Origin of the sequence: Microbacterium sp. LjRoot45 (assembly GCF_964253325.1) — a bacterium.
GTDB lineage: Bacteria > Actinomycetota > Actinomycetes > Actinomycetales > Microbacteriaceae > Microbacterium.
The window spans coordinates 624,535-643,016 of record NZ_CAXUQM020000001.1 but is presented as its reverse complement, the minus strand read 5'-3'; the positions used below and the strand labels follow the sequence as shown (position 1 = coordinate 643,016).

Below are 18,482 nucleotides of genomic sequence, written 5' to 3'. Positions count from 1 at the left end.
CCGCTCCTCGCTCAACGACCGATAGAGATCGATCAGCGGGGCGGGTCAGCCGGCGAGGCGCGCGGCGGTCTCGACGACGTTCGCGACGAGCATGGCCCGCGTCATGGGACCGACGCCACCGGGGTTCGGTGAGAGCCAGCCCGCGACCTCGGCGACGGCGGGGTCGACATCGCCGGCGAGCTTCGCCCGGCCGCTGTCGGTCGTCCCCACACGCGTCACGCCCACGTCGAGCACGGCAGCACCGGGCTTGATCCACTCGGGCTTGACGAGGTGGGGCTGTCCGACCGCCGCGACGACGATGTCCGCACGGGACACTTCGGCGGCGAGGTCGGGGGTGCGGGAGTGGGTGAGGGTGACCGTGGCATCCGTGCCCTTGCGGGTGAGCAGCAGCCCGAGCGGACGACCCACGGTGATGCCGCGACCGATGACGGTCACGTGCTTGCCCGCGATCGCGACACCGTGACGCTCGAGCAGCTCGACGATGCCGGCCGGCGTGCACGGCAGCGGTGCCGCGACGGCGTTGGCCGGGTCGACGCCGAGCACCAGGCGCCCGAGGTTCGTCGGGTGGAGGCCGTCGGCATCCTTCGCCGGGTCGATGAGCTCGAGGATCGCGTTCTCGTCGATGCCCTTCGGCAGCGGCAGCTGCACGATGAACCCCGTCACCGACGGGTCTTCGTTGAGACCGCGGACGGCGGCGGCAATCTCCTCCTGCGTCGCGGACGCGGGCAGCTCCACCGAGATGGATGCCACCCCCACCTCGGCGCAGTCGCGGTGCTTGCCGGTGACGTAGGAGCGGGATGCCGGGTCGTCGCCCACGAGCAGGGTGCCCAGGCCCGGGACGATTCCCTTCTCGGCGAGCGCGGCCACCGTCACCGCGAGCTCCGCCTTGATGGCGGCCGCCGTGGCGACGCCGTCGAGACGCTGAGCGGTCACTGCTGGAGACCCGGGTAGAGCGGGAACGCCTCGGCGAGCACGGCGACGCGCGCGCGGAGGGCCTCGAGGTCGGCACCGGGCAGCAGAGCCAGTGCGATGACGTCGGCGACCTCGGTGAACTCGGCGTCGCCGAAGCCGCGCGTCGCGAGCGCCGGGGTTCCGATGCGCAGACCCGAGGTCACCATCGGCGGGCGCGGGTCGTTCGGCACCGCGTTGCGGTTGACCGTGATGTGGATCTCGTGGAGCAGGTCTTCGGCCTGCTTGCCGTCGATCTCGGCGTCGCGGAGGTCGACGAGCACGAGGTGCACGTCGGTGCCGCCGGAGCGGACGGCGATGCCGGCATCCTTCACGTCCTGCTGCGAGAGACGCTCGGCGATGATGTGCGCACCGCGGAGCACGCGCTCCTGACGCTCCCGGAACTCGGGAGTGTTCGCGAGCTTGAACGCCGTCGCCTTCGCGGCGATGACGTGCATGAGCGGACCGCCCTGCTGACCCGGGAAGACGGCGGTGTTGATCTTCTTGGCGAGGTCGGCGTCGTTGGTGAGGATGAAGCCCGAGCGGGGGCCGCCGATCGTCTTGTGCACGGTCGAGGAGACGACGTGCGCGTGCGGGACGGGCGAGGGGTGCAGGCCGGCGGCGACGAGACCCGCGAAGTGGGCCATGTCGACCCACAGGATCGCGCCGACCTCGTCGGCGATCTCGCGGAACTTCGCGAAGTCGAGCTGACGCGGGTACGCCGACCAGCCGGCGATGATGACCTTCGGCTGGTGCTCGACGGCGAGGCGGCGGACCTCGTCCATGTCAATCGTGGAGGTCTCCGGGTCGACGCCGTACGCGACGATGTTGTAGAGACGGCCGGAGAAGTTGATCTTCATGCCGTGGGTGAGGTGGCCGCCCTGATCGAGCGAGAGGCCGAGCAGCGTGTCGCCGGGGCGGGCGATGGCGTGGAGCACGGCGGCGTTGGCCGTGGCACCGGAGTGGGGCTGCACGTTGGCGAACTCGGCGCCGAAAAGCTCCTTGGCGCGGGCGATCGCGAGCTCTTCGGCCACGTCGACCTCTTCGCAGCCGCCGTAGTAGCGGCGCCCGGGGTAGCCCTCGGCGTACTTGTTGGTGAGCACGGAACCCTGCGACTGGAGCACCGAGACGGGCACGAAGTTCTCGGATGCGATCATCTCGAGGTAACCGCGCTGGCGCTGCAGCTCACGATCGAGCACCTGCGCGATCTCGGGGTCGACCTCGGCGAGCGGGGCGTTGAAGACGGAATCGGTCATGACGATCTCCTGACGACGGCTTTCGGGATGGAATCTCGCATCGGCCCAGGCGTGCGGTCGAATGCCGTGTCGGTCGCTCCCCGGTGGTGGCCCACCTCAACGCCAGTCGCGACCGTTCGAGCATATGACATCCACCCGCCAACCTGCACCTTTCTGCGGCCCCAACGCCCGTCAGGTCGAGGTACCGACCGATGTAGCGGCTTAGGTGAGCGGAGGAGCCACCCGGTGCTGCGCCGCACCCGTCGCGCTTCGTCCATTCGTGATCAGCGGTCGATCATCTTCTGCATCTTCTCCGGGTACCGATCGGCGGCGGTGTCGATGAGGTCGGATGTCGCCGTCAGGCGATCTCGTTCCGCATCGGTCAGCTCGACCGTCGCGGCGGCGACGTTCTCCTCCAGCCGGTGCACCTTCGTGGTTCCGGGGATGGGGCAGATCCAGGGCTGTTGCGCGAGAAGCCAGGCCAGAGCGACCTGCGCGGGGGTCGCCTGCTTCTGCTCGGCGAGCGAACCGAGGAGGTCGACCAGGTCGCTGCTCGCCTGCCGGCTCTCGGCACTGTAGCGGGGCAGCGTGGACCGGACGTCGTCTTCGCTGAACGGGGTCGCCGTGCCGATGGTGCCTGTGAGCAGACCCTTCCCGAGAGGGCTGAAGGGGACGAACCCGATGCCCAGCTCGTCGAGCGTAGGAAGGATCGCGGCCTCCGGCTCGCGCCACCAGAGGGAGTACTCGCTCTGCAGGGCGGTGACGGGCTGGACGGCGTGCGCGCGTCGGATCGTGGCCGCGCCGGCCTCAGACAGGCCGAAGTGCGCGACCTTGCCCTCTTCGATGAGTTCTTTCACCGTTCCCGCGACGCTTTCGATGGGAACATCCGGGTCGACTCTGTGCTGATAGAGCAGATCGATGCGCTCCACCCCGAGTCGCCCCAATGATGCATCGACGGTGGACCGGATGTACTCGGGCGAGCTGTTCAGCCCCGACGGGCGGGTGCCGTCGAAGTCGAAACCGAACTTGGTCGCGATGACCACCTGGTCGCGGACAGGTGCGAGAGCTCTGCCGACGATCTCCTCATTGGTGAACGGCCCGTAGACCTGGGCGGTGTCGAAGAAGGTGACCCCGAGCTCTACGGCCCGGCGGATCACCTCGATGCTGTGGCCCTCGTCGAGCTTGTGCGCGTATCCGTGATTGAGACCCATGCATCCGAACCCGAGTGCGGATACCTCGAGGCCACTGCCGAGGGTGCGGGATTGCATCATCGTGCGCCTTCGCCGGGTGCCGTCGCCCGTTCCTGCACTTCGGCGAGTATCGTGACCGCGGTCATGCCCGCAGGCCAACCGGCGTAGAAGGCGAGGTGCGTGGCCACCTCGGCGAGTTCCTCACGGGTGAGCCCGTTCTGGAGGGCCCTCGCCAAATGGCTCTTCAGCTGTGCGTCGCGACCGAGAGCGATGAGCGTGGCGACGGTGATGAGACTTCGATCGCGCGAGGAGAGCCCCGGGCGCTCCCAGATGTCGGCGAACAGGACATCGTCGGTGAGGTCGGCGAGCTTGGGTGCGCTCTCGCGGATCACTGCAGGGGCAACGGCAGGGTTCTTCTCGGACATCGGACTGCTTCCGTTAGGCGTTGTCGCCGCGGTACGTGGCCGCACCATCGGCGTTCTGCGAATCCGGCGTGGCGGCGAGGCTGCCGAGGATCGCGACGCGCTCCTCGCTGAAGGAGCCGGGTTTGGTGGTGTAGGCGTAGAGCATCCAGCCCGGGGTTCCCGGCAGCTCCATTCCTTCGAACTCGAACTCGAGGTCGCCCACGTCGGGGTGGTGGAGCCGTTTGCTGCCGGAGAGGTGCGGCTTCACGTTGTGCGCCGCCCAACGCGCGCGGAAGATGTCGCTGCGGGTCACGAGCTCACCGATCAGGTCCGTGAGGTCTTTGTCGTGCGGGTTCCTCGCCGCCACGGTGCGCATAGACGCAACGATCGCATCGGCACCCTGATCCCAGTCGATGAAGAAGGTGCGCGCCGCGGGGCTGAGGAACGTGAACCTCGCGTTGTTCTGCTGGTTCGATGGGTCTGCGAACAAAGGGGAGAACAGCGCGTACCCGAGCGGGTTGGCCGCGATCACGTCCTTCCGCCGGTTCTGGATGACGATCGGTGTGGCCGTATTCGTGTCGAGGAACCGCTGCAAGCTGGGACGGACGGTTGTGGGGGCAGCAGGCCGAGGGCGGCGACGGATGGGCTCAGGACCTGCCGCGCGGGCGAGATCGTGGAGATGCTCCGTCTCTGCCTCATCGAGTCGCAGCGCCAGCGCGAGCGCATCGAGGACTTCGAGAGAGACGCCGGCGAGATTCCCGCGCTCCATCTTCGCGTAGTAGTCGCTACTCATCCCCGCGAGCGCCGCGACCTCCTCTCGACGCAGTCCCCGCACTCGCCTGCGACCCCCGCCGATGATGCCGGCCTGCTCGGGGGTGAGCCGATCACGGCGGATGCGGAGGAACTCGCTCACTTCGTCCCGGTTGTCCATGCCGCCACGTTACGACGAGCGCGGTCGTCAAGCGACTGACTGTCAGTACACGGAAAAGCCGTCACTGTCTCGCACGAGAGATCACCGCTGAACTACATATGTGCCAGCGATCACCCCCACTCATCCCGCCCCGTCCGCGGCGACCTTCCCGACGAAGCTCCCGGCCGCGCATCCGCGGGCTGTGCTGGCGATCGTGCTGGTCAGCTACTTCATGATCGTGCTGGACAATTCGATCATCTTCACCGGACTACCGCAGATCGAGCAGACGATGGGGCTCAGCCCGGTCGGATTGTCGTGGGTGCAGAACGCATACACGCTGGTGTTCGGCGGACTGCTGCTGCTCGGCGCCCGCGCCGGCGACCTCCTCGGCCGCCGCCCGGTGTTCATCGTGGGTCTGGCGATGTTCGGTCTCGCTTCGCTGCTCGTGGGCACGGCGCAGTCGGAAGAGTGGATCATCGCGGCCAGGGCGTTCCAGGGCATCGGCGCTGCGATCGTCGCACCCTCCTCACTCTCCCTGATCACCGCAACGTTCCCACCAGGTCGAGAGCGGACGCGCGCCGTGGCGGCCTACGGCACCACCGCCGGCATCGGCGCGAGCCTCGGAATGGTCGTCGGCGGAGCGCTCGCATCACTGCTGAGCTGGCGGGTCGGATTCTTCATCAACGTGCCCATCGCAATCGCGATGATCATCCTCGCCCTTCGCTTCATCCCCACCTCCCCCGTCGCCCGCGGCCGCTTCGATGTCCTCGGCGCGGCCACCTCCACCCTCGGCATGGGATCGCTGGTCTACGGCATCGTCGAAGGCGGCGACCGCGGCTGGACAGCCCCCGGCACCCTCATCCCGCTCGCGGTCGGGGTCCTTGTTCTCTCGCTCTTCGTGATGAACGAGTGGCGGGCACGGCAGCCGATCATGCCGCTTCGATTGTTCGCGAGTCGGGAGCGCAGCGGAGCGGCCGTCGCGCGACTGCTGTTCGCCGGTGCCGGTATCGGATTCTTCTTCTTCACGACGCAATACCTGCAGGGCGTGTACGGGTGGACACCGCTGCAGGCCGGCATCGCGTTCCTCCCGATGAGCCTGCTGCAGTTCGGCACTTCACTCCTCGTCGCCAGACTCACCCGCCGATTCGGCAACGCATGGCTCGTCGCCGTCGGCATCGCGATCGTCCTCGCCGGACTCATCTGGCTGAGTCGCATCGCGCCGGACACCTCCTACCTCGTGGGCTTCGCGGGCCCGTTGATGCTCTTCGGCATCGGGCAGGGGCTCTGCTTCGGTCCTCTGACGGCCGCCGGGATCGCCGGGGCACCGGCCGAAGACGCCGGCGCCGCCTCGGGCCTCGTGAACACCGCCCACCAGCTGGGCAGCACCCTTGGGGTCGCCACACTCACCGCCGTCGGAGCCGGTGCCGCGACCCTGGCGGACCGAATCGCCCTCGCGTACACAGGAGGTGCCGTGATGGTCGCCATCGCGCTCCTCGTTACCCTCGCCGTCATCCTCCCCGCCGACCTGGCCGCGCGCCGGGCCGCCCCCAGCCACCACTGAAAGAAGGAACCCCTGATGCGAACCGTCACCCTCAACAACGGCATCGAAATGCCCATCCTCGGCTTCGGCGTCTTCCAGGTCGACAACGACCAGACCCAGAAGGCCGTGGAAGCGGCACTCGCCGCCGGATACCGGTCGATCGACACCGCCGCCGCCTACGCCAACGAAGCCGCCGTCGGCGCCGCCATCGAGGCGAGCGGCGTCCCGCGTGAAGACCTGTTCATCACCACCAAGCTGTGGGTACAGGATCAGCCCGCCGAGGCGAACACCATCCGCGCGTTCGAGGAGTCCGTCTCCAAGCTCGGCCTCGACTACGTCGACCTCTACTTGATCCACCAGCCATTCGGTGACTACTACGGACAGTGGCGCGCGATGGAGAAGCTCAACCGCGACGGTCGTGCTCGCGCGATCGGCGTCTCCAACTTCGCCGCCGACCAGCTCATCGATCTCATCATCAACAACGACATCGTGCCGGCCGTCAACCAGATCGAGACCCACCCGTTCCGTCAGAACGTCGACTACCAGGAGCTCATGAAGGGCGAAGGCGTCCAGATCGAATCGTGGGGCCCGTTCGCCGAAGGCAAGAACGGCCTGTTCACCAACGACGTGCTGTCCGCGATCGGTGATGCGCACGGCAAGTCCGTCGCCCAGGTCGTGCTCCGCTGGATGATTCAGCGCGACGTCGTCGTCATCCCCAAGAGCGTCAACCCCGATCGCATGGCGCAGAACATCGACGTGTTCGACTTCGAGCTCACCGACGACGAGATGGGACTCATCGCCGGCCTCCACACCGGCGAGTCCCAGTTCTTCGATCACGCCGACCCGGACATGGTGCGGTGGCTCAGCGCCCGTCGCCTCGCCTGAGACCGGCTCATCGTCGTCGTCACCACCCCGTCGCCGGAGCCGGGCGGCTCACAGCCGCCCGGCTCGCAGAGAGGAGCACCATGGCCTCGTCGAACCCGTCCGATTCCGCGGACGCGTTCCGTGACGGCGAATACACCGCCAGGGGATGGTACGGATCGCTGCCGTCCCACCACGACGTCACCCTGACCATCGACGACGGCATCGTCACCGCCGTCGGCATCACCACACCCGCCGAAGACGAGACCTCGCTCGCATACCAGCGGCGCTTCGCCGCAGCCCTCCCGCGCGCCGTCGTCGGACGCAGCATCGATGAGATCTCCGTCGACCGGCTCGCAGGGTCGAGCGGATGTTCCGACGGCTTCATGGACGCACTTCGACAGATCAAGCAGCAAGCCGCATCCTGAGTCGACTCACGGCGAGCGAGCGCACGACCGCACCCGCTGTGTCGACAGACGGGGGACGAGCGCACACCGGATGGCGCGCTGATAGGCTGGCCGAGATCATTTGTTAGGTTTCCTTACAAGCCCTGGTCGCGGCAGCCGCGTCGGGACAGAATGAGAGCCATGGTGGCCGCACCCTCCCTCATCCCGCTGCCGCTGTCGGTGACGCCGGTCGACGCCCCCGGCCTCGCGCTGACGGCCGAGACGGAGATCACGGGCGAGACGGATGCCGTCGCCGCGCTGCACGGCATCCTCCTCGACCTCGACCTCGACCTCGGCTTCGGCCTCGACCGCGCCCCGGCCGGCGACGGCGGACACGTCGAGCTCTCGGTCGACGGTGACGGCGACCCCGAGTCGTACCGCCTCGAGGTCGACGCCTCGGGGGTCCGCGTGCGCGGAGCGGATGCCGCGGGCCTCTTCTACGGCGTGCAGACGCTCGGGCAGCTGGTCGCCGCCGCCGACGCCGGACTCCTGCCGTCCGTGCGCATCGCCGACGCGCCCCGCTTCGCCTACCGCGGCGTGATGCTCGACGTCGCCCGCCACTTCCACCCCGTCGAGACGGTCGAGGCCTACATCGACCGCGCCGCGGGACTCAAGTTCAATCACCTGCATCTGCACCTGTCCGACGACCAGGGCTGGCGGCTCGCCTCCGCGTCGCGCCCGCTCTTGACCGAGCGAGCCTCGGGCACGTCGGTCGGCGACGACCCCGGCGGGTTCTACACGCAGGACGACTATCGCCGCATCGTCGCGTACGCCGCAGCACGGCACATGACCGTGGTTCCGGAGATCGACCTTCCGGGGCACACGCACGCCGTCTCGCTCGCCTACCCCGAGCTGACGGAGCAGCCCGTCCTCGCCCCGCACGTGCTCGAGACCGTCGAGGCGTACGGCGGCGGGATTCCGACGCACGGCGAGCCGTATCGCGGCCTCGCGGTGGGGTTCTCGTCGCTGCGCATCCACGCGGAGGAGACGTACGCGTTCGTGACGGACGTGCTCCGCGAACTCGCCGACCTCACCCCCGGGCACTACCTCCACATCGGTGGCGACGAGGCGCTCGGCACGCCCGCGGCCGACTACGCCGCATTCGTCGCCCGGGTCACACGCATCGTCGCCGATCTCGGCAAGGTGCCCGTCGCGTGGCACGAGGCGGGCGCCGCCACCGACCTCGCCCCGGGCACCGTGGGGCAGTACTGGGGCTTCGTCACCCCGACCGACGGCATGGACGACAAGACGCGCACGTTCGTCCGGCGCGGCGGGCGCGTGATCCTCTCCCCCGCCGACGCGGTGTATCTCGACATGAAGCCGACCGACGACTTCCCGATCGGACTCACGTGGGCTCGGGGTGTGACGAGCGTCGAGCGCGCCTACCGGTGGGAGCCCGTCGAGGTCATCGACGGAGTCGCCGAGGCCGACATTCTGGGCGTCGAAGCTCCGCTGTGGACGGAGACGGTGCGCGATCTGTCCGACATCGACGCGCTCGCCTTCCCCCGCATCGGCGCCGCCGCCGAGGCGGGCTGGTCGCCTCGCACCGGCACGCACCCCGACCGGACGTGGGAGTCTTTCCGAGCGCGACTCCCCGTGATCTCGCGGTATTGGCGCCGCAGGGGGTACGGCGCATGACGACCGTCATCCACGGCGTACGGCTGGTCGACGACGGCCGCATCACCGACGACGCCTGGGTGGCGTTCGACGACGGAACGGTCTCGCAGACCGGCACGGGCGACGCGTGGCGCGCCCTCCCGGCGGCGGATGCCGTCGACGGCGGCGGCGGGCTGCTCACCCCCGGTTTCCTCGACCTGCACGGGCACGGCGGCGGCGGGTCCGCCTTCGACGACGGCCCCGAGGCGATCGCCCGCGCGCGGGCGGTGCATCTCGCCCACGGCACGACGCGGGCCGTGCTCTCCCTCGTGACCGCCTCGATCGACGAACTCGTCGCGCGGGTCGCCGCGGTCGCCGACGCCGCGGCGCACGATCCGTCCATCCTCGGCAGCCATCTGGAGGGTCCGTTCCTCGCCCCACGGCACAAGGGGGCCCACACCGCCGCGCTGCTGCGGCATCCGGAGCCCGCCGCCGTCGACCGGCTGCTCTCGGCCGGGCGCGGCACCGTGCGGCAGGTGACCCTCGCGCCGGAACTGCCGGGAGGAATGGATGCCGTGGCGCGCTTCGTCGCCGGAGGGGCGCGTGTCGCGGTCGGCCACACCGACGCCACGGCAGCGCAGGCCCGCGCCGCCTTCGACGCGGGTGCCACGATCCTCACCCACGCTTTCAACGCGATGCCCGGCATCCATCACCGCGCGCCGGGCCCCGTGGTCGCCGCTCTCCGCGACGACCGGGTCACGCTGGAAGTGATCGCCGACGGCATCCATGTCGATCCGGACGTCGTGGCCGTCGCGATGGCGGCGGCGCCGGGCCGGGTTGCCCTCATCACCGACGCCATGTCCGCCGCGGGCGTCGGCGACGGCGTCTACCGGCTCGGCGGGCTCGGCGTCACGGTCTCCGACGGTGTCGCCCGCCTGGACGAGGGAGGTGCGATCGCGGGGTCGACGCTCACGCAGGACGCCGCGCTGCGCGTCGCGGTGGGCGCCGGCGTGACGCTCCCCGTCGCCGTCGCGGCACTGACGGTAGTGCCCGCGCGAGCACTCGGCGAGGAGGGTCGGTACGGGTCGCTCCGGGTCGGCGCGGCGGCGGACGCCGTGCTGCTGAGCGACGATCTGCGCGTGCGGTCGGTGTGGCGGGACGGCATCCGCGTTCCTCGCTGACGTCGATGCGACGCGGGATGCCGTCGAGGCGATCGGGTGAGGGGCGGATGCGCCCCCCAGCGCACTCCGCCCCTCCTGCCCTTCACCGACGCACCCCGGGACTCTCCCCCCAGATCGACCCGGTCGCCGGCCGGCGGTTCGATTTCTCGACTCCCCCAGGAGACCGCCGATAGGAGAGACGGCGTCCGGCGGGTTCTATGACGCCGGTCGGCAAAGTTCTCGAAAGGTCAGGAAGATTTCCTGCAGATAGCTCGATTCGCGGGGAGTTTTCGAGTTCGCGTCATAATATGCGCGCTGACGCGTCTCTGTGGTGGGACACGTATGCCCGAAATACCCGACGACACCACGGAAGCCTCTCGCCGAACCATGACTTCGCCCGACGACGCCGCGCCCGACGACACCCTCGACGGCGCCCCCGCCGACGCCGACCTCGTCGCACGCACGCGCAACGGCGACTCCGAGGCCTTCGGCGAGCTGTGGCGCCGGCACTACCGGTCCGGCCTCACCGTGGCGCAGTCCGTGACGACGAGCATCGACGCCGACGACCTCGTGCAGGAGGCGTACACGCGGATCTACCGGTCGATCCAGGCGGGCGGCGGCCCCACCGGCTCGTTCCGCGCGTACCTGTTCACCAGCATCCGCAACACGGCGGCCGGGTGGGGACGCGCTCGCCGCGAGACGCCCATCGACGAACTCGAGGCCGTGGAAGACCCGGATGCCGCGGCGCACGCGACCGACGAGGCGCTCGACCGCAGCCTCACCCACCAGGCGTTCCGCAGTCTGCCGACGCGCTGGCAGGAGGTGCTCTGGTACACCGAGATCGAGCAGATGAAGCCGGGCGAGATCGCCCCGCTCGTGGGCATGAAGCCGACGGCCGTCGCTCAGCTGGCGTTCCGCGCGCGCGAAGGGCTGCGCGAGGCGTGGATCCAGGCGCACCTGCGGTCGGTGACCGACGATTCCGACTGCTACTGGACGATCCACCGCCTGGGTGCGTACGCGAGGGGCAACCTCGGAAAGCGCGACCGCATGAAGCTCGAGGCGCATCTCGCCGACTGCGCCCGATGCACGATCGTCGCCTCGGAGGCGAAGGAGGTCTCGCACCGCCTCGCCATGATCCTGTTGCCGCTCACGATCGGAACCGGCGCGGCGACGGCGTACCTCGCGACCCTGCAGGGCGGCGGCACCCCGCTCGTGGCGTTGGCCGCCGGTGCATCCCCCGCACTCCCCGGCGCCGTCATGGGCGCGGGCTCCGCGGGCGCACCGGTGAGCCCAGCAGGATCGGACGGCGGCCTCGGCGTCGTGGGTTCCTCGAGCTCCGCCGGCTCGGCGGGCTCCGCAGGCGCTGCCGGTTCCGCCGCCGGCTCGGGAGTGCTGTCGGGAGTCGGCGGCGTCGCCGCCCTCGTCGCGCTGGTCGTCGCCGCGGGCGCGGTCGCAGCCGCGGTGGTGCTTCCTCCGATGCTCTCCGCCGCCCCGGCGGCGCCCGCCGGCGGCGCACCGCTCGGCACACCCATCCCCGAGACACCCCACCCCGAATCCCCCACTCCTGAGCCGGTCGCCTCACCTTCCGCGAGCCCGACGCCCAGCGATCTGCCCACCCCGACGCCCAGCGCCGCTCCCCCGCGCACGAGCACTCCGGAGCGCCCCCCGGTCCCGCGCCCCTCGACGACGCCGACCGCGACGCCCGAACCGCGCCCCACGCCGACGCCCACCCCCACGCCGGAGCCGACGCCCACCCCGACGCCGACGCCGACGCCCACTCCAACGCCGACGCCCACTCCGACCCCGACGCCCACTCCGACCCCGACGCCCACTCCGACCCCGACGCCGACGCCGACCCCGACGCCGTCCGTGCCCGCCGGAGTGCCCGTTCTCACGGGTTACGAAGCGGAGGCCTCCGTCGACGGCATCGCGACCCTTCGCCTCAACTTCACCGGTCCGGCGGGAGCGACGGTGCGCCTGTGGTTCACCGACGACCCGACACGCCGCAACGAGGTCACGCTCGATGAGGCGGGGGCCGGCACCGTCGCGTTCACGATCAGCGACGCCGAGATCGATCTCGGCACCCGGATCTCGGTCGCGTACGTCTCCGGCGACGTCGTCGGCGAGGTGCTGACGCTCCAGGTGACGCGGGCCGAGGGCGACACCGCGCCGTAGACTGGCGGACATGGCCGAACTGCCCCACGTGCGCCCGGAAGCACCGGCCGAGCCCCTTCCGGCAGGCACGCGCCCCCCGCTCCACGCCCTCGATCTGCTGGCTTTCGTCTGCGAGCTGTTCGCCCTCGCGACGCTGGCCCTGTGGGGCTTCACCGCCTGGGCGCTGCCGTGGAACATCGTGTTCGGCATCGGCGCCCCGGTCGTGGCGATCCTGGTCTGGGCGCTCTTCGTCTCACCGCGCGCCGTCGTGGCTGTCCACCCCTTCGTGCGCGCCCTCGTCGAACTCCTCGTCTACGCCTCCGCCACGATCGCCTGGTGGAGCATGGGCAACGCCGCCATCGGCATCGTGTTCGGCATCGTCGCGGTCGCCGTCGGCGTGATCTCCGGACGCCGCCGACTCGCATGAGCGCCGCCGACGTCGTCGAACTGCTGCGTGCGCAGCTGGGCGACCGCGTCGACACCGACCCGATCGCGCTCGAAGCGACGCGGGCCGACAAGTCCGGTCACGCGTCACCCGGAGCACCTCTCGCGATCGTCCACGCGCAGAGCGTCGACGACGTGCAGGCGACGCTGCGCATCGCGCACGCGACCGCCACGCCCGTCGTCACCCGAGGCGCGGGAACCGGCCTCGCGGGGGGCGCGAACGCCGGCCCCGGCGAGCTGGTGCTCTCCCTCGCACGCATGGACCGCGTGCTCGAGATCCGGGCCGACGACCTCCTGGCCGTCGTGGAACCCGGCATCCTGAACGCGCGTCTCAACGAGCTGCTCGCCGAGCACGGGGTGTGGTGGGCACCCGACCCCGCGAGCCGCGAGATCTCCACGGTCGGAGGCAACATCGCCACCGGTGCGGGGGGTCTCCTCTGCGCGAAGTACGGCGTCGTCCGGGATGCCGTGCTGGGCGTGGACATCGTGCTCGCCGACGGACGGCTCCTGCGCCTCGGCCACCGCAGCGTCAAAGGCGTCACGGGGCTCGACCTCACCTCGCTCGTGATCGGCTCCGAGGGCATCCTGGGTGTCATCGTCGGAGCGACCCTCAAACTCCGGCGCCTCGTCCCCGGACAGTCGCAGACCCTCACCGCCGTCTTCCCCGACGTGCGCGCGGCCGCGGTGGCCGCCGCCGCCGTGACCGCGTCCGGCATCCAGCCCGCGATCATGGAGCTGATGGACGCGCTGTCTCTCGAGGCCGTCCACCGCCTGCTGAAGCTCGCCCCGCCTCGCCCCGACGCGGCTCAGCTCACCATCCAGACCGACGGGGTCGCCGCCGAGGCTGAAGCCGACGCGATCGCCACCGTGCTGCGCGACCTCGGCGGCGAGGTCGCCGTCGCGGCCGACGCCGCCGACGCCGAGCGGCTCTGGTCGATTCGCCGGTCGATGCACCCCGCGATGGAGTCTCTCGGCACGACCCTCATCGAGGACGTCTCCGTGCCGCGCAGCATGCTGCCCGAGATGTTCGACGCCATCGCACGGATCGAAGCGGCCTACGGCATCCGCATCCCCACGGTGTGCCACGCGGGCGACGGCAACCTGCACCCCAACTTCGTCTTCGAGGGCGACGTCGTGCCGCCCCGCATCTGGGAGGCCGCCGACGAGCTCTTCCACGCGGCACTGCGCCTGGGCGGCACCCTCACGGGCGAGCACGGCATCGGCGTGCTCAAGCGGCGCTGGCTCGCCGACGAGCTCGGCGACGACCAGTGGGAGCTGCAGCGTCAGATCGCGCGCGTATTCGACCCCGCCGGCATCCTCAATCCGGGCAAGGTGTTCGCGCCCTGAGAACCCGCCCTCAGACCTGGGGCGGGTAGACGGGTACGACGCCACGGGGCTCGGCGCGGGACCCGAGCACGATCGCCAGGATGCCGAGGAGCGACGGCACTGCGACGCTCACGAGGCCCGACATCCCGAAGAGCGCGGAGAGCGCATCCTGACTCTCCGGCGCACTTCCGAGCGCGACCCCGACCACCTGAGTGATGACACTCACCACGACCAGGGCGGCCAGGCCCCACGCCGGCGACCAGTTCCACGGCGGCGGCACCACCCGGGCGCGCCCGATGGCGACGACGGTGGCCAGCGCCGCGACGAACCGCACGGCGAGGTCGACGTAGCCGAGGATCAGGTAGCGCTGCGGATCGCTGTCGGAGTACGGCAGGATGCCGGTCACCACCCACATCACGGGACCGACGGCGGCGAGCGCCACCATCGCGGCCACACCCCACGGGCGACGCGCGACGACAGACCCTCGTCCGCCCAGCCCGAAGGCGAAGATCACGAGCGCCGCGGAGAAGGCCGCCATAGCGAGCCACGCGAAAAGGGTGTTCGCAATACCGGGACCGCCGACGAGTCCAGGGGCGCCGAGCACGAGCGGAACCACCGCGCTCGCCAGCAGTAGGCCACCGCCCCACACCCAGGCCGGTGTCGTCGTCATCCTCGCCGCGTCGCTCACGGTGCCGACTCTAGCGCCGGCGCCCGATGCGCTTCAGAAACCCTGCGCCTCAGAATCCCTGCCAGGCGGGCTTGTGGGCGAAGGCATACCGGTAGTAGTCGGCGTTGCGCAGTCGGGAGGCAGCCGCCTCGTCGACGACGACGGTCACGTGCGGGTGCAGTTGGATCGCCGATCCGGGCAACGAGGAGGTCACCGGGCCCTCCACCGCGCCCGCCACGGCATCCGCCTTGCCCTCCCCGAACGCCAGCAGGAACAGGTGCCGGGCGTCGAGGATCGTGCCGAGGCCCTGCGTGATGCAGTGCCGGGGAACGTCGTCGATCGAGTCGAAGAAGCGGGCGTTGTCGGCACGGGTCTGCTCGATGAGGGTCTTGACCCGCGTGCGCGACGCGAACGACGAGCCCGGCTCGTTGAAGCCGATGTGACCCGACGTGCCGATCCCGAGGAGCTGGAGGTCGACGCCGCCGGCAGCGGCGATCGCCGTCTCGTAGTCCTCTCCGGCGTGCTCGATCCCGTCGAGGCTGCCGTCGGGCGTGCGGATGCGGTCCGGGTCGAGCCCCAGCGGCTCGACCACCTCGCGCGTGATCACCGAACGGTAGCTCTCCGGATGCCGCGGATCGATGCCGACGTACTCGTCGAGCGCGAAACCGCGCACGCGGCTGACATCGACGCCGGTGAGCCGCGGGCGCAGCGCCGTGTAGACCGGCAGGGGCGTCGAACCGGTCGCGAGTCCCAGCACGGCATCCGGGCGGGTTCGGACGAGGCGGACGATCTCGTCGGCGACGAGTTCTCCCGCCGCGGCCGGAGTGGGGACGATGACGACCTCAGCCATGCGCGAGGACCTCCTGTTCGTGTGCGGTCGCGCCGATGAGGGCGGCGCCCAAGGCTGCCGCGGGCGAACCCGGCGGCAGGAGTTCGATGCGTTCGGGAAGGTGCAGCGACCGCAGGAACGTCGACTCCGCCGCGCTGACCTCGAGCTCCGCCACGAGCGGTGCGAGCAGACGATCGCCGAGCGCCGTCAGTCCCCCGCCGAGTACGACGGTCTCCGCATCCTCCGTCAGCACGAGGATGCGGACGGCCGCCGCCACGCCGTAGGCGAGATCGCGGCGGAGCCCGTCGGCCGTCGGGTCACCGGCATCCGCCGCGTCGAACACATCGCGGATGGGAAGGATGCCGGGCTCGCCCCAGCGCTGGGCCACGGCACCGCCGCCCGCCAGCGCCTCGATGCACCCGCGCTGGCCGCACCGGCAGCGCGGCCCGCGCGGATCGACGGGAATGTGCCCGACCTCACCGGCCGTGCCGCGCGCACCGCGCCACAGACGACCGTCGCGCACGATGCCGGCCGCGACACCCGTTCCCAGGTTGAGGTAGGCGAGGCTCCCGGATGCCTCCCGCGCTCTCGCCCTGCGCCGGAGCGCGAAGGCGCCGACCGCCGCTGCCTTCACGTCGTTCTCCGCGCGCACCGGCACGCCGAAGAGCGGACCGACGGCGGCGCCGAGGTCGAGCGTCTCGATCCCGAGGTTCACCGCGTGGGAGATGCGCGCCGTCCCCTCGGCGACCTGGCCCGGGATGCCGATGCCGATCGAGTCCAGCTCGGTCGGCGCATGCCCGATGTCGGCACAGAGCGCGACCACCGCGTCGGCGATCGTTCCCACCACGGCATCCGCGCCCCACCCGGTCGGCCGGCGCAGACGCGCGACGATCTCGCCGTCGGGCGCGACGGCCACTGCGTCGGTCTTGGTGCCGCCGACGTCGAATCCGAGACGCATGTCAGCCCTTCACCGCTCCGGAGACCAGGCCGCTGGTCATGCGTCCCTGAACGATCAGGAAGAACACGACGACGGGGATCGCCATGAGCGTCGAGCCGGCCATCACGACCGCCCAGTCGGTGGCCTTGGTCGCCTGCACGAAGCTGCGAAGCCAGATGGGCAGCGTCTGCGATTCGGGCCGGGTCATGATCACCAGCGCGAACACGAACTCGTTCCAGGCCTGGATGAACGCGAAGATGCCGGTGGAGACGAGCCCCGGAGCCAGCAGCGGGAACGTGACACGCCAGAAGGCCTGGTTCCGGCTGCAGCCGTCGATCATCGCCGCCTCCTCCAGGTCGGCGGGCACCCCGTTGACGAAGCCGCGGAGCGTCCAGATCGTGAACGGCAGCACCATGGCGATGTAGACGGCCGACAGACCGACGATCGTGTTCAGCAGCTGCCACCCGTCGAGCACCCGGAACGTCGAGATGATCATGGCTTCGGCGGGGATCATCTGGATCACGAGGATCGCGATGATGAACGACTTGCGGGAGCGGAAGCGATAGCGCGACACGGCGATCGACGCCAGGAAGGCGAACAGCAGCGCGGTGACGACCGTGAGGATCGTGACGGCGAGCGAGACGCCGAGCGCCGGGAGGAACCCGCCGTCGTTCCACGCCGCGACGAACGAGCGCAGCGTGAACTCGTCGGGCCACAGGTGCGGCGTCTCGCTCCGGACGGCGGAGCCGGGCAGGAAGGCGGTGTTCACCATCCAGTAGACCGGGAAGACCGAGCAGACGAACACGACGAGTGCCGCGAGATTGAGGAGAAGACGCCGCGCCCGGCGAGTCGTGCGCGCGCTCACAGTTCCTCCTCCGACTTCAGCATCGTGCGGATGTAGGCGGCGGAGATCGCGAGCAGGATGAGCACGAGGATCACCGCGATCGCACCGCCCGACCCGAGGTCTCCGGTCGCCATCGAGACGCTGTAGATGTAGACGCCGATCGTGTTCGTGTCGGCGCGGACGCCGCCGATCGTCTGCAGCGCGTAGATCTGCGCGAACACGCGCAGGTCCCAGATCACCTGCAGGATCAACAGGACGATGAGGATCGACTTCACGTACGGGACGACGATGAGTCGGAAGCGCTGCCACCCGCCGGCACCGTCGAGCGAGGCCGCCTCCATGACCTCGTCGGGCACCTGAGTCAGACCCGCGTAGGTCGAGAAGGCCACGAAGGGGATCGCGCCCCACGTGATGATGATGGCGGCGACCGCGAAGAAGCTCAGCGGATCGCTCAGCCAGCTGTGACCGGTCCAGTCGGTGCCCGTCACCTGAGTGAGGAAGTAGTTGACGAGACCGTAGTCGGTGTCGAAGATCCACCCCCACACGATCGTGGCGGTCAGCGCCGGCATCGCCCACGCCAGCAGCAGCCCCACCGAGACGACGGTGCGCATGACCGACCCGAGCGCCCGCATGAGCAGGGCGATCGATACGCCGAGCACCATCGTGGCGGCCACGCTCACGAGGCAGAGACCGACACTGCGGCCCAGCACCACCCAGAACTCCGGGTCGGTGAGCACGCGGACGTAGTTGTCGATGCCGATGAAATCGGCAGGAGCGCCGAAGATCTGCTCGCGGCCGTACTTCTGGAACGACATCATCACGAGCTGCACGAGCGGCCAGCCGATGAAGACGACCAGCATGACCAGCGACGGGAGCAGGAGGGCCAGCGGCGTGGCGCTGAACCGGCGGCGACGAGGTGCCGCCGGGGCCGGCGGCGGACTGCCCGTCGCGGCGAGGGGGAGGGTGGTGGAGGCCGACACGGTCTCGTCCT

18 protein-coding genes and 1 riboswitch are annotated in these 18,482 nt (G+C 70.3%); of the genes, 8 read left to right on the top strand and 10 right to left on the bottom strand.

Annotated features, from left to right (window positions below; genetic code table 11):
- Positions 1-45: 45 nt before the first annotated feature.
- The 5 genes from ACSQ18_RS02840 to ACSQ18_RS02820 form a co-directional block, all read right to left on the bottom strand.
- On the bottom strand, positions 46-933 hold the full coding sequence (locus ACSQ18_RS02840; RefSeq protein ID WP_436035572.1) for a bifunctional methylenetetrahydrofolate dehydrogenase/methenyltetrahydrofolate cyclohydrolase: 888 nt from the start codon (positions 931-933) through the stop codon (positions 46-48).
- Positions 930-2,204, bottom strand: coding sequence for a serine hydroxymethyltransferase (gene glyA / locus ACSQ18_RS02835; RefSeq protein WP_436035570.1), 1,275 nt, complete (start codon positions 2,202-2,204; stop codon positions 930-932). The genes ACSQ18_RS02840 and glyA overlap by 4 nt, the downstream gene beginning before the upstream one ends.
- Before the next feature lie 36 nt (positions 2,205-2,240).
- Positions 2,241-2,324, bottom strand: a riboswitch (ZMP/ZTP riboswitch).
- A 143-nt stretch (positions 2,325-2,467) separates the two neighbouring features.
- Positions 2,468-3,451 (bottom strand): aldo/keto reductase, encoded by a 984-nt coding sequence (locus tag ACSQ18_RS02830; RefSeq protein ID WP_436038378.1) that lies wholly within the window; start codon positions 3,449-3,451, stop codon positions 2,468-2,470.
- Positions 3,451-3,798 carry a carboxymuconolactone decarboxylase family protein gene (locus ACSQ18_RS02825; protein WP_436035569.1) on the bottom strand — a complete coding sequence of 116 codons (348 nt, stop codon included), beginning with the start codon at positions 3,796-3,798 and terminating at the stop codon, positions 3,451-3,453. The genes ACSQ18_RS02830 and ACSQ18_RS02825 overlap by 1 nt, the downstream gene beginning before the upstream one ends.
- Positions 3,799-3,811: 13 nt before the next feature.
- Positions 3,812-4,708 carry an MmyB family transcriptional regulator gene (locus tag ACSQ18_RS02820; protein ID WP_436035567.1) on the bottom strand — a complete coding sequence of 299 codons (897 nt, stop codon included), beginning with the start codon at positions 4,706-4,708 and terminating at the stop codon, positions 3,812-3,814.
- Positions 4,709-4,808: 100 nt separating this feature from the next.
- On the opposite strand from ACSQ18_RS02820, the gene ACSQ18_RS02815 reads away from it, so the two are divergent.
- From ACSQ18_RS02815 to ACSQ18_RS02780, 8 genes are all read left to right on the top strand, one after another.
- The gene (locus ACSQ18_RS02815; RefSeq protein ID WP_436035565.1) at positions 4,809-6,248 is read left to right on the top strand and encodes an MFS transporter; all 1,440 of its coding nucleotides are present in this window, start codon (positions 4,809-4,811) and stop codon (positions 6,246-6,248) included.
- A 15-nt stretch (positions 6,249-6,263) separates the two neighbouring features.
- Complete coding sequence (locus ACSQ18_RS02810) at positions 6,264-7,112, top strand: aldo/keto reductase (RefSeq protein ID WP_436035563.1); 849 nt, start codon at positions 6,264-6,266, stop codon at positions 7,110-7,112.
- An 80-nt stretch (positions 7,113-7,192) separates the two neighbouring features.
- Complete coding sequence (locus ACSQ18_RS02805; RefSeq protein WP_436035561.1) at positions 7,193-7,516, top strand: hypothetical protein; 324 nt, start codon at positions 7,193-7,195, stop codon at positions 7,514-7,516.
- A gap of 159 nt (positions 7,517-7,675) precedes the next feature.
- Positions 7,676-9,172 carry a family 20 glycosylhydrolase gene (locus tag ACSQ18_RS02800; protein WP_436035559.1) on the top strand — a complete coding sequence of 499 codons (1,497 nt, stop codon included), beginning with the start codon at positions 7,676-7,678 and terminating at the stop codon, positions 9,170-9,172.
- On the top strand, positions 9,169-10,311 hold the full coding sequence (gene nagA / locus ACSQ18_RS02795) for an N-acetylglucosamine-6-phosphate deacetylase (RefSeq protein ID WP_436035557.1): 1,143 nt from the start codon (positions 9,169-9,171) through the stop codon (positions 10,309-10,311). Before ACSQ18_RS02800 ends, nagA begins: the two co-directional genes overlap by 4 nt.
- 366 nt (positions 10,312-10,677) lie before the next feature.
- Complete coding sequence (locus ACSQ18_RS02790; protein WP_436035555.1) at positions 10,678-12,465, top strand: sigma-70 family RNA polymerase sigma factor; 1,788 nt, start codon at positions 10,678-10,680, stop codon at positions 12,463-12,465.
- Between the two features lie 10 nt (positions 12,466-12,475).
- Positions 12,476-12,871 carry a YrdB family protein gene (locus tag ACSQ18_RS02785; RefSeq protein WP_436035554.1) on the top strand — a complete coding sequence of 132 codons (396 nt, stop codon included), beginning with the start codon at positions 12,476-12,478 and terminating at the stop codon, positions 12,869-12,871.
- Complete coding sequence (locus tag ACSQ18_RS02780) at positions 12,868-14,235, top strand: FAD-binding oxidoreductase (RefSeq protein WP_436035553.1); 1,368 nt, start codon at positions 12,868-12,870, stop codon at positions 14,233-14,235. The genes ACSQ18_RS02785 and ACSQ18_RS02780 overlap by 4 nt, the downstream gene beginning before the upstream one ends.
- Positions 14,236-14,245: 10 nt before the next feature.
- On the opposite strand, the gene ACSQ18_RS02775 is transcribed toward ACSQ18_RS02780, so the two are convergent.
- From ACSQ18_RS02775 to ACSQ18_RS02755, 5 genes are read right to left on the bottom strand one after another with little or no spacing between them, the layout of a single operon-like run.
- Positions 14,246-14,902 (bottom strand): hypothetical protein, encoded by a 657-nt coding sequence (locus ACSQ18_RS02775; RefSeq protein WP_436035551.1) that lies wholly within the window; start codon positions 14,900-14,902, stop codon positions 14,246-14,248.
- 49 nt (positions 14,903-14,951) lie between these two features.
- Positions 14,952-15,731, bottom strand: a complete 780-nt coding sequence (locus tag ACSQ18_RS02770) for a glucosamine-6-phosphate deaminase (RefSeq protein WP_436035550.1) — start codon at positions 15,729-15,731, stop codon at positions 14,952-14,954.
- The gene (locus ACSQ18_RS02765; protein ID WP_436035548.1) at positions 15,724-16,668 is read right to left on the bottom strand and encodes an ROK family protein; all 945 of its coding nucleotides are present in this window, start codon (positions 16,666-16,668) and stop codon (positions 15,724-15,726) included. Before ACSQ18_RS02765 ends, ACSQ18_RS02770 begins: the two co-directional genes overlap by 8 nt.
- A gap of 1 nt (position 16,669) precedes the next feature.
- On the bottom strand, positions 16,670-17,512 hold the full coding sequence (locus ACSQ18_RS02760) for a carbohydrate ABC transporter permease (protein ID WP_436035546.1): 843 nt from the start codon (positions 17,510-17,512) through the stop codon (positions 16,670-16,672).
- Entirely contained in the window at positions 17,509-18,471 is a 963-nt protein-coding gene (locus ACSQ18_RS02755; protein WP_436035544.1) for a carbohydrate ABC transporter permease, read from the bottom strand. The genes ACSQ18_RS02760 and ACSQ18_RS02755 overlap by 4 nt, the downstream gene beginning before the upstream one ends.
- Between the last annotated feature and the right edge of the window lie 11 nt (positions 18,472-18,482).

Excerpts from the sequence above, each read along its gene's own strand:
- ACSQ18_RS02770 (WP_436035550.1), bottom strand. The coding sequence starts at position 15,731 with ATGGCTGAGGTCGTCATCGTCCCCACTCCGGCCGCGGCGGGAGAACTC.
- ACSQ18_RS02785 (WP_436035554.1), top strand. The coding sequence starts at position 12,476 with ATGGCCGAACTGCCCCACGTGCGCCCGGAAGCACCGGCCGAGCCCCTT.
- ACSQ18_RS02790 (WP_436035555.1), top strand. The coding sequence starts at position 10,678 with ATGACTTCGCCCGACGACGCCGCGCCCGACGACACCCTCGACGGCGCC.
- ACSQ18_RS02765 (WP_436035548.1), bottom strand. The coding sequence starts at position 16,668 with ATGCGTCTCGGATTCGACGTCGGCGGCACCAAGACCGACGCAGTGGCC.
- ACSQ18_RS02805 (WP_436035561.1), top strand. The coding sequence starts at position 7,193 with ATGGCCTCGTCGAACCCGTCCGATTCCGCGGACGCGTTCCGTGACGGC.
- ACSQ18_RS02780 (WP_436035553.1), top strand. The coding sequence starts at position 12,868 with ATGAGCGCCGCCGACGTCGTCGAACTGCTGCGTGCGCAGCTGGGCGAC.
- ACSQ18_RS02820 (WP_436035567.1), bottom strand. The coding sequence starts at position 4,708 with ATGGACAACCGGGACGAAGTGAGCGAGTTCCTCCGCATCCGCCGTGAT.
- glyA (WP_436035570.1), bottom strand. The coding sequence starts at position 2,204 with ATGACCGATTCCGTCTTCAACGCCCCGCTCGCCGAGGTCGACCCCGAG.
- ACSQ18_RS02825 (WP_436035569.1), bottom strand. The coding sequence starts at position 3,798 with ATGTCCGAGAAGAACCCTGCCGTTGCCCCTGCAGTGATCCGCGAGAGC.
- ACSQ18_RS02810 (WP_436035563.1), top strand. The coding sequence starts at position 6,264 with ATGCGAACCGTCACCCTCAACAACGGCATCGAAATGCCCATCCTCGGC.
- ACSQ18_RS02830 (WP_436038378.1), bottom strand. The coding sequence starts at position 3,451 with ATGCAATCCCGCACCCTCGGCAGTGGCCTCGAGGTATCCGCACTCGGG.
- nagA (WP_436035557.1), top strand. The coding sequence starts at position 9,169 with ATGACGACCGTCATCCACGGCGTACGGCTGGTCGACGACGGCCGCATC.
- ACSQ18_RS02800 (WP_436035559.1), top strand. The coding sequence starts at position 7,676 with ATGGTGGCCGCACCCTCCCTCATCCCGCTGCCGCTGTCGGTGACGCCG.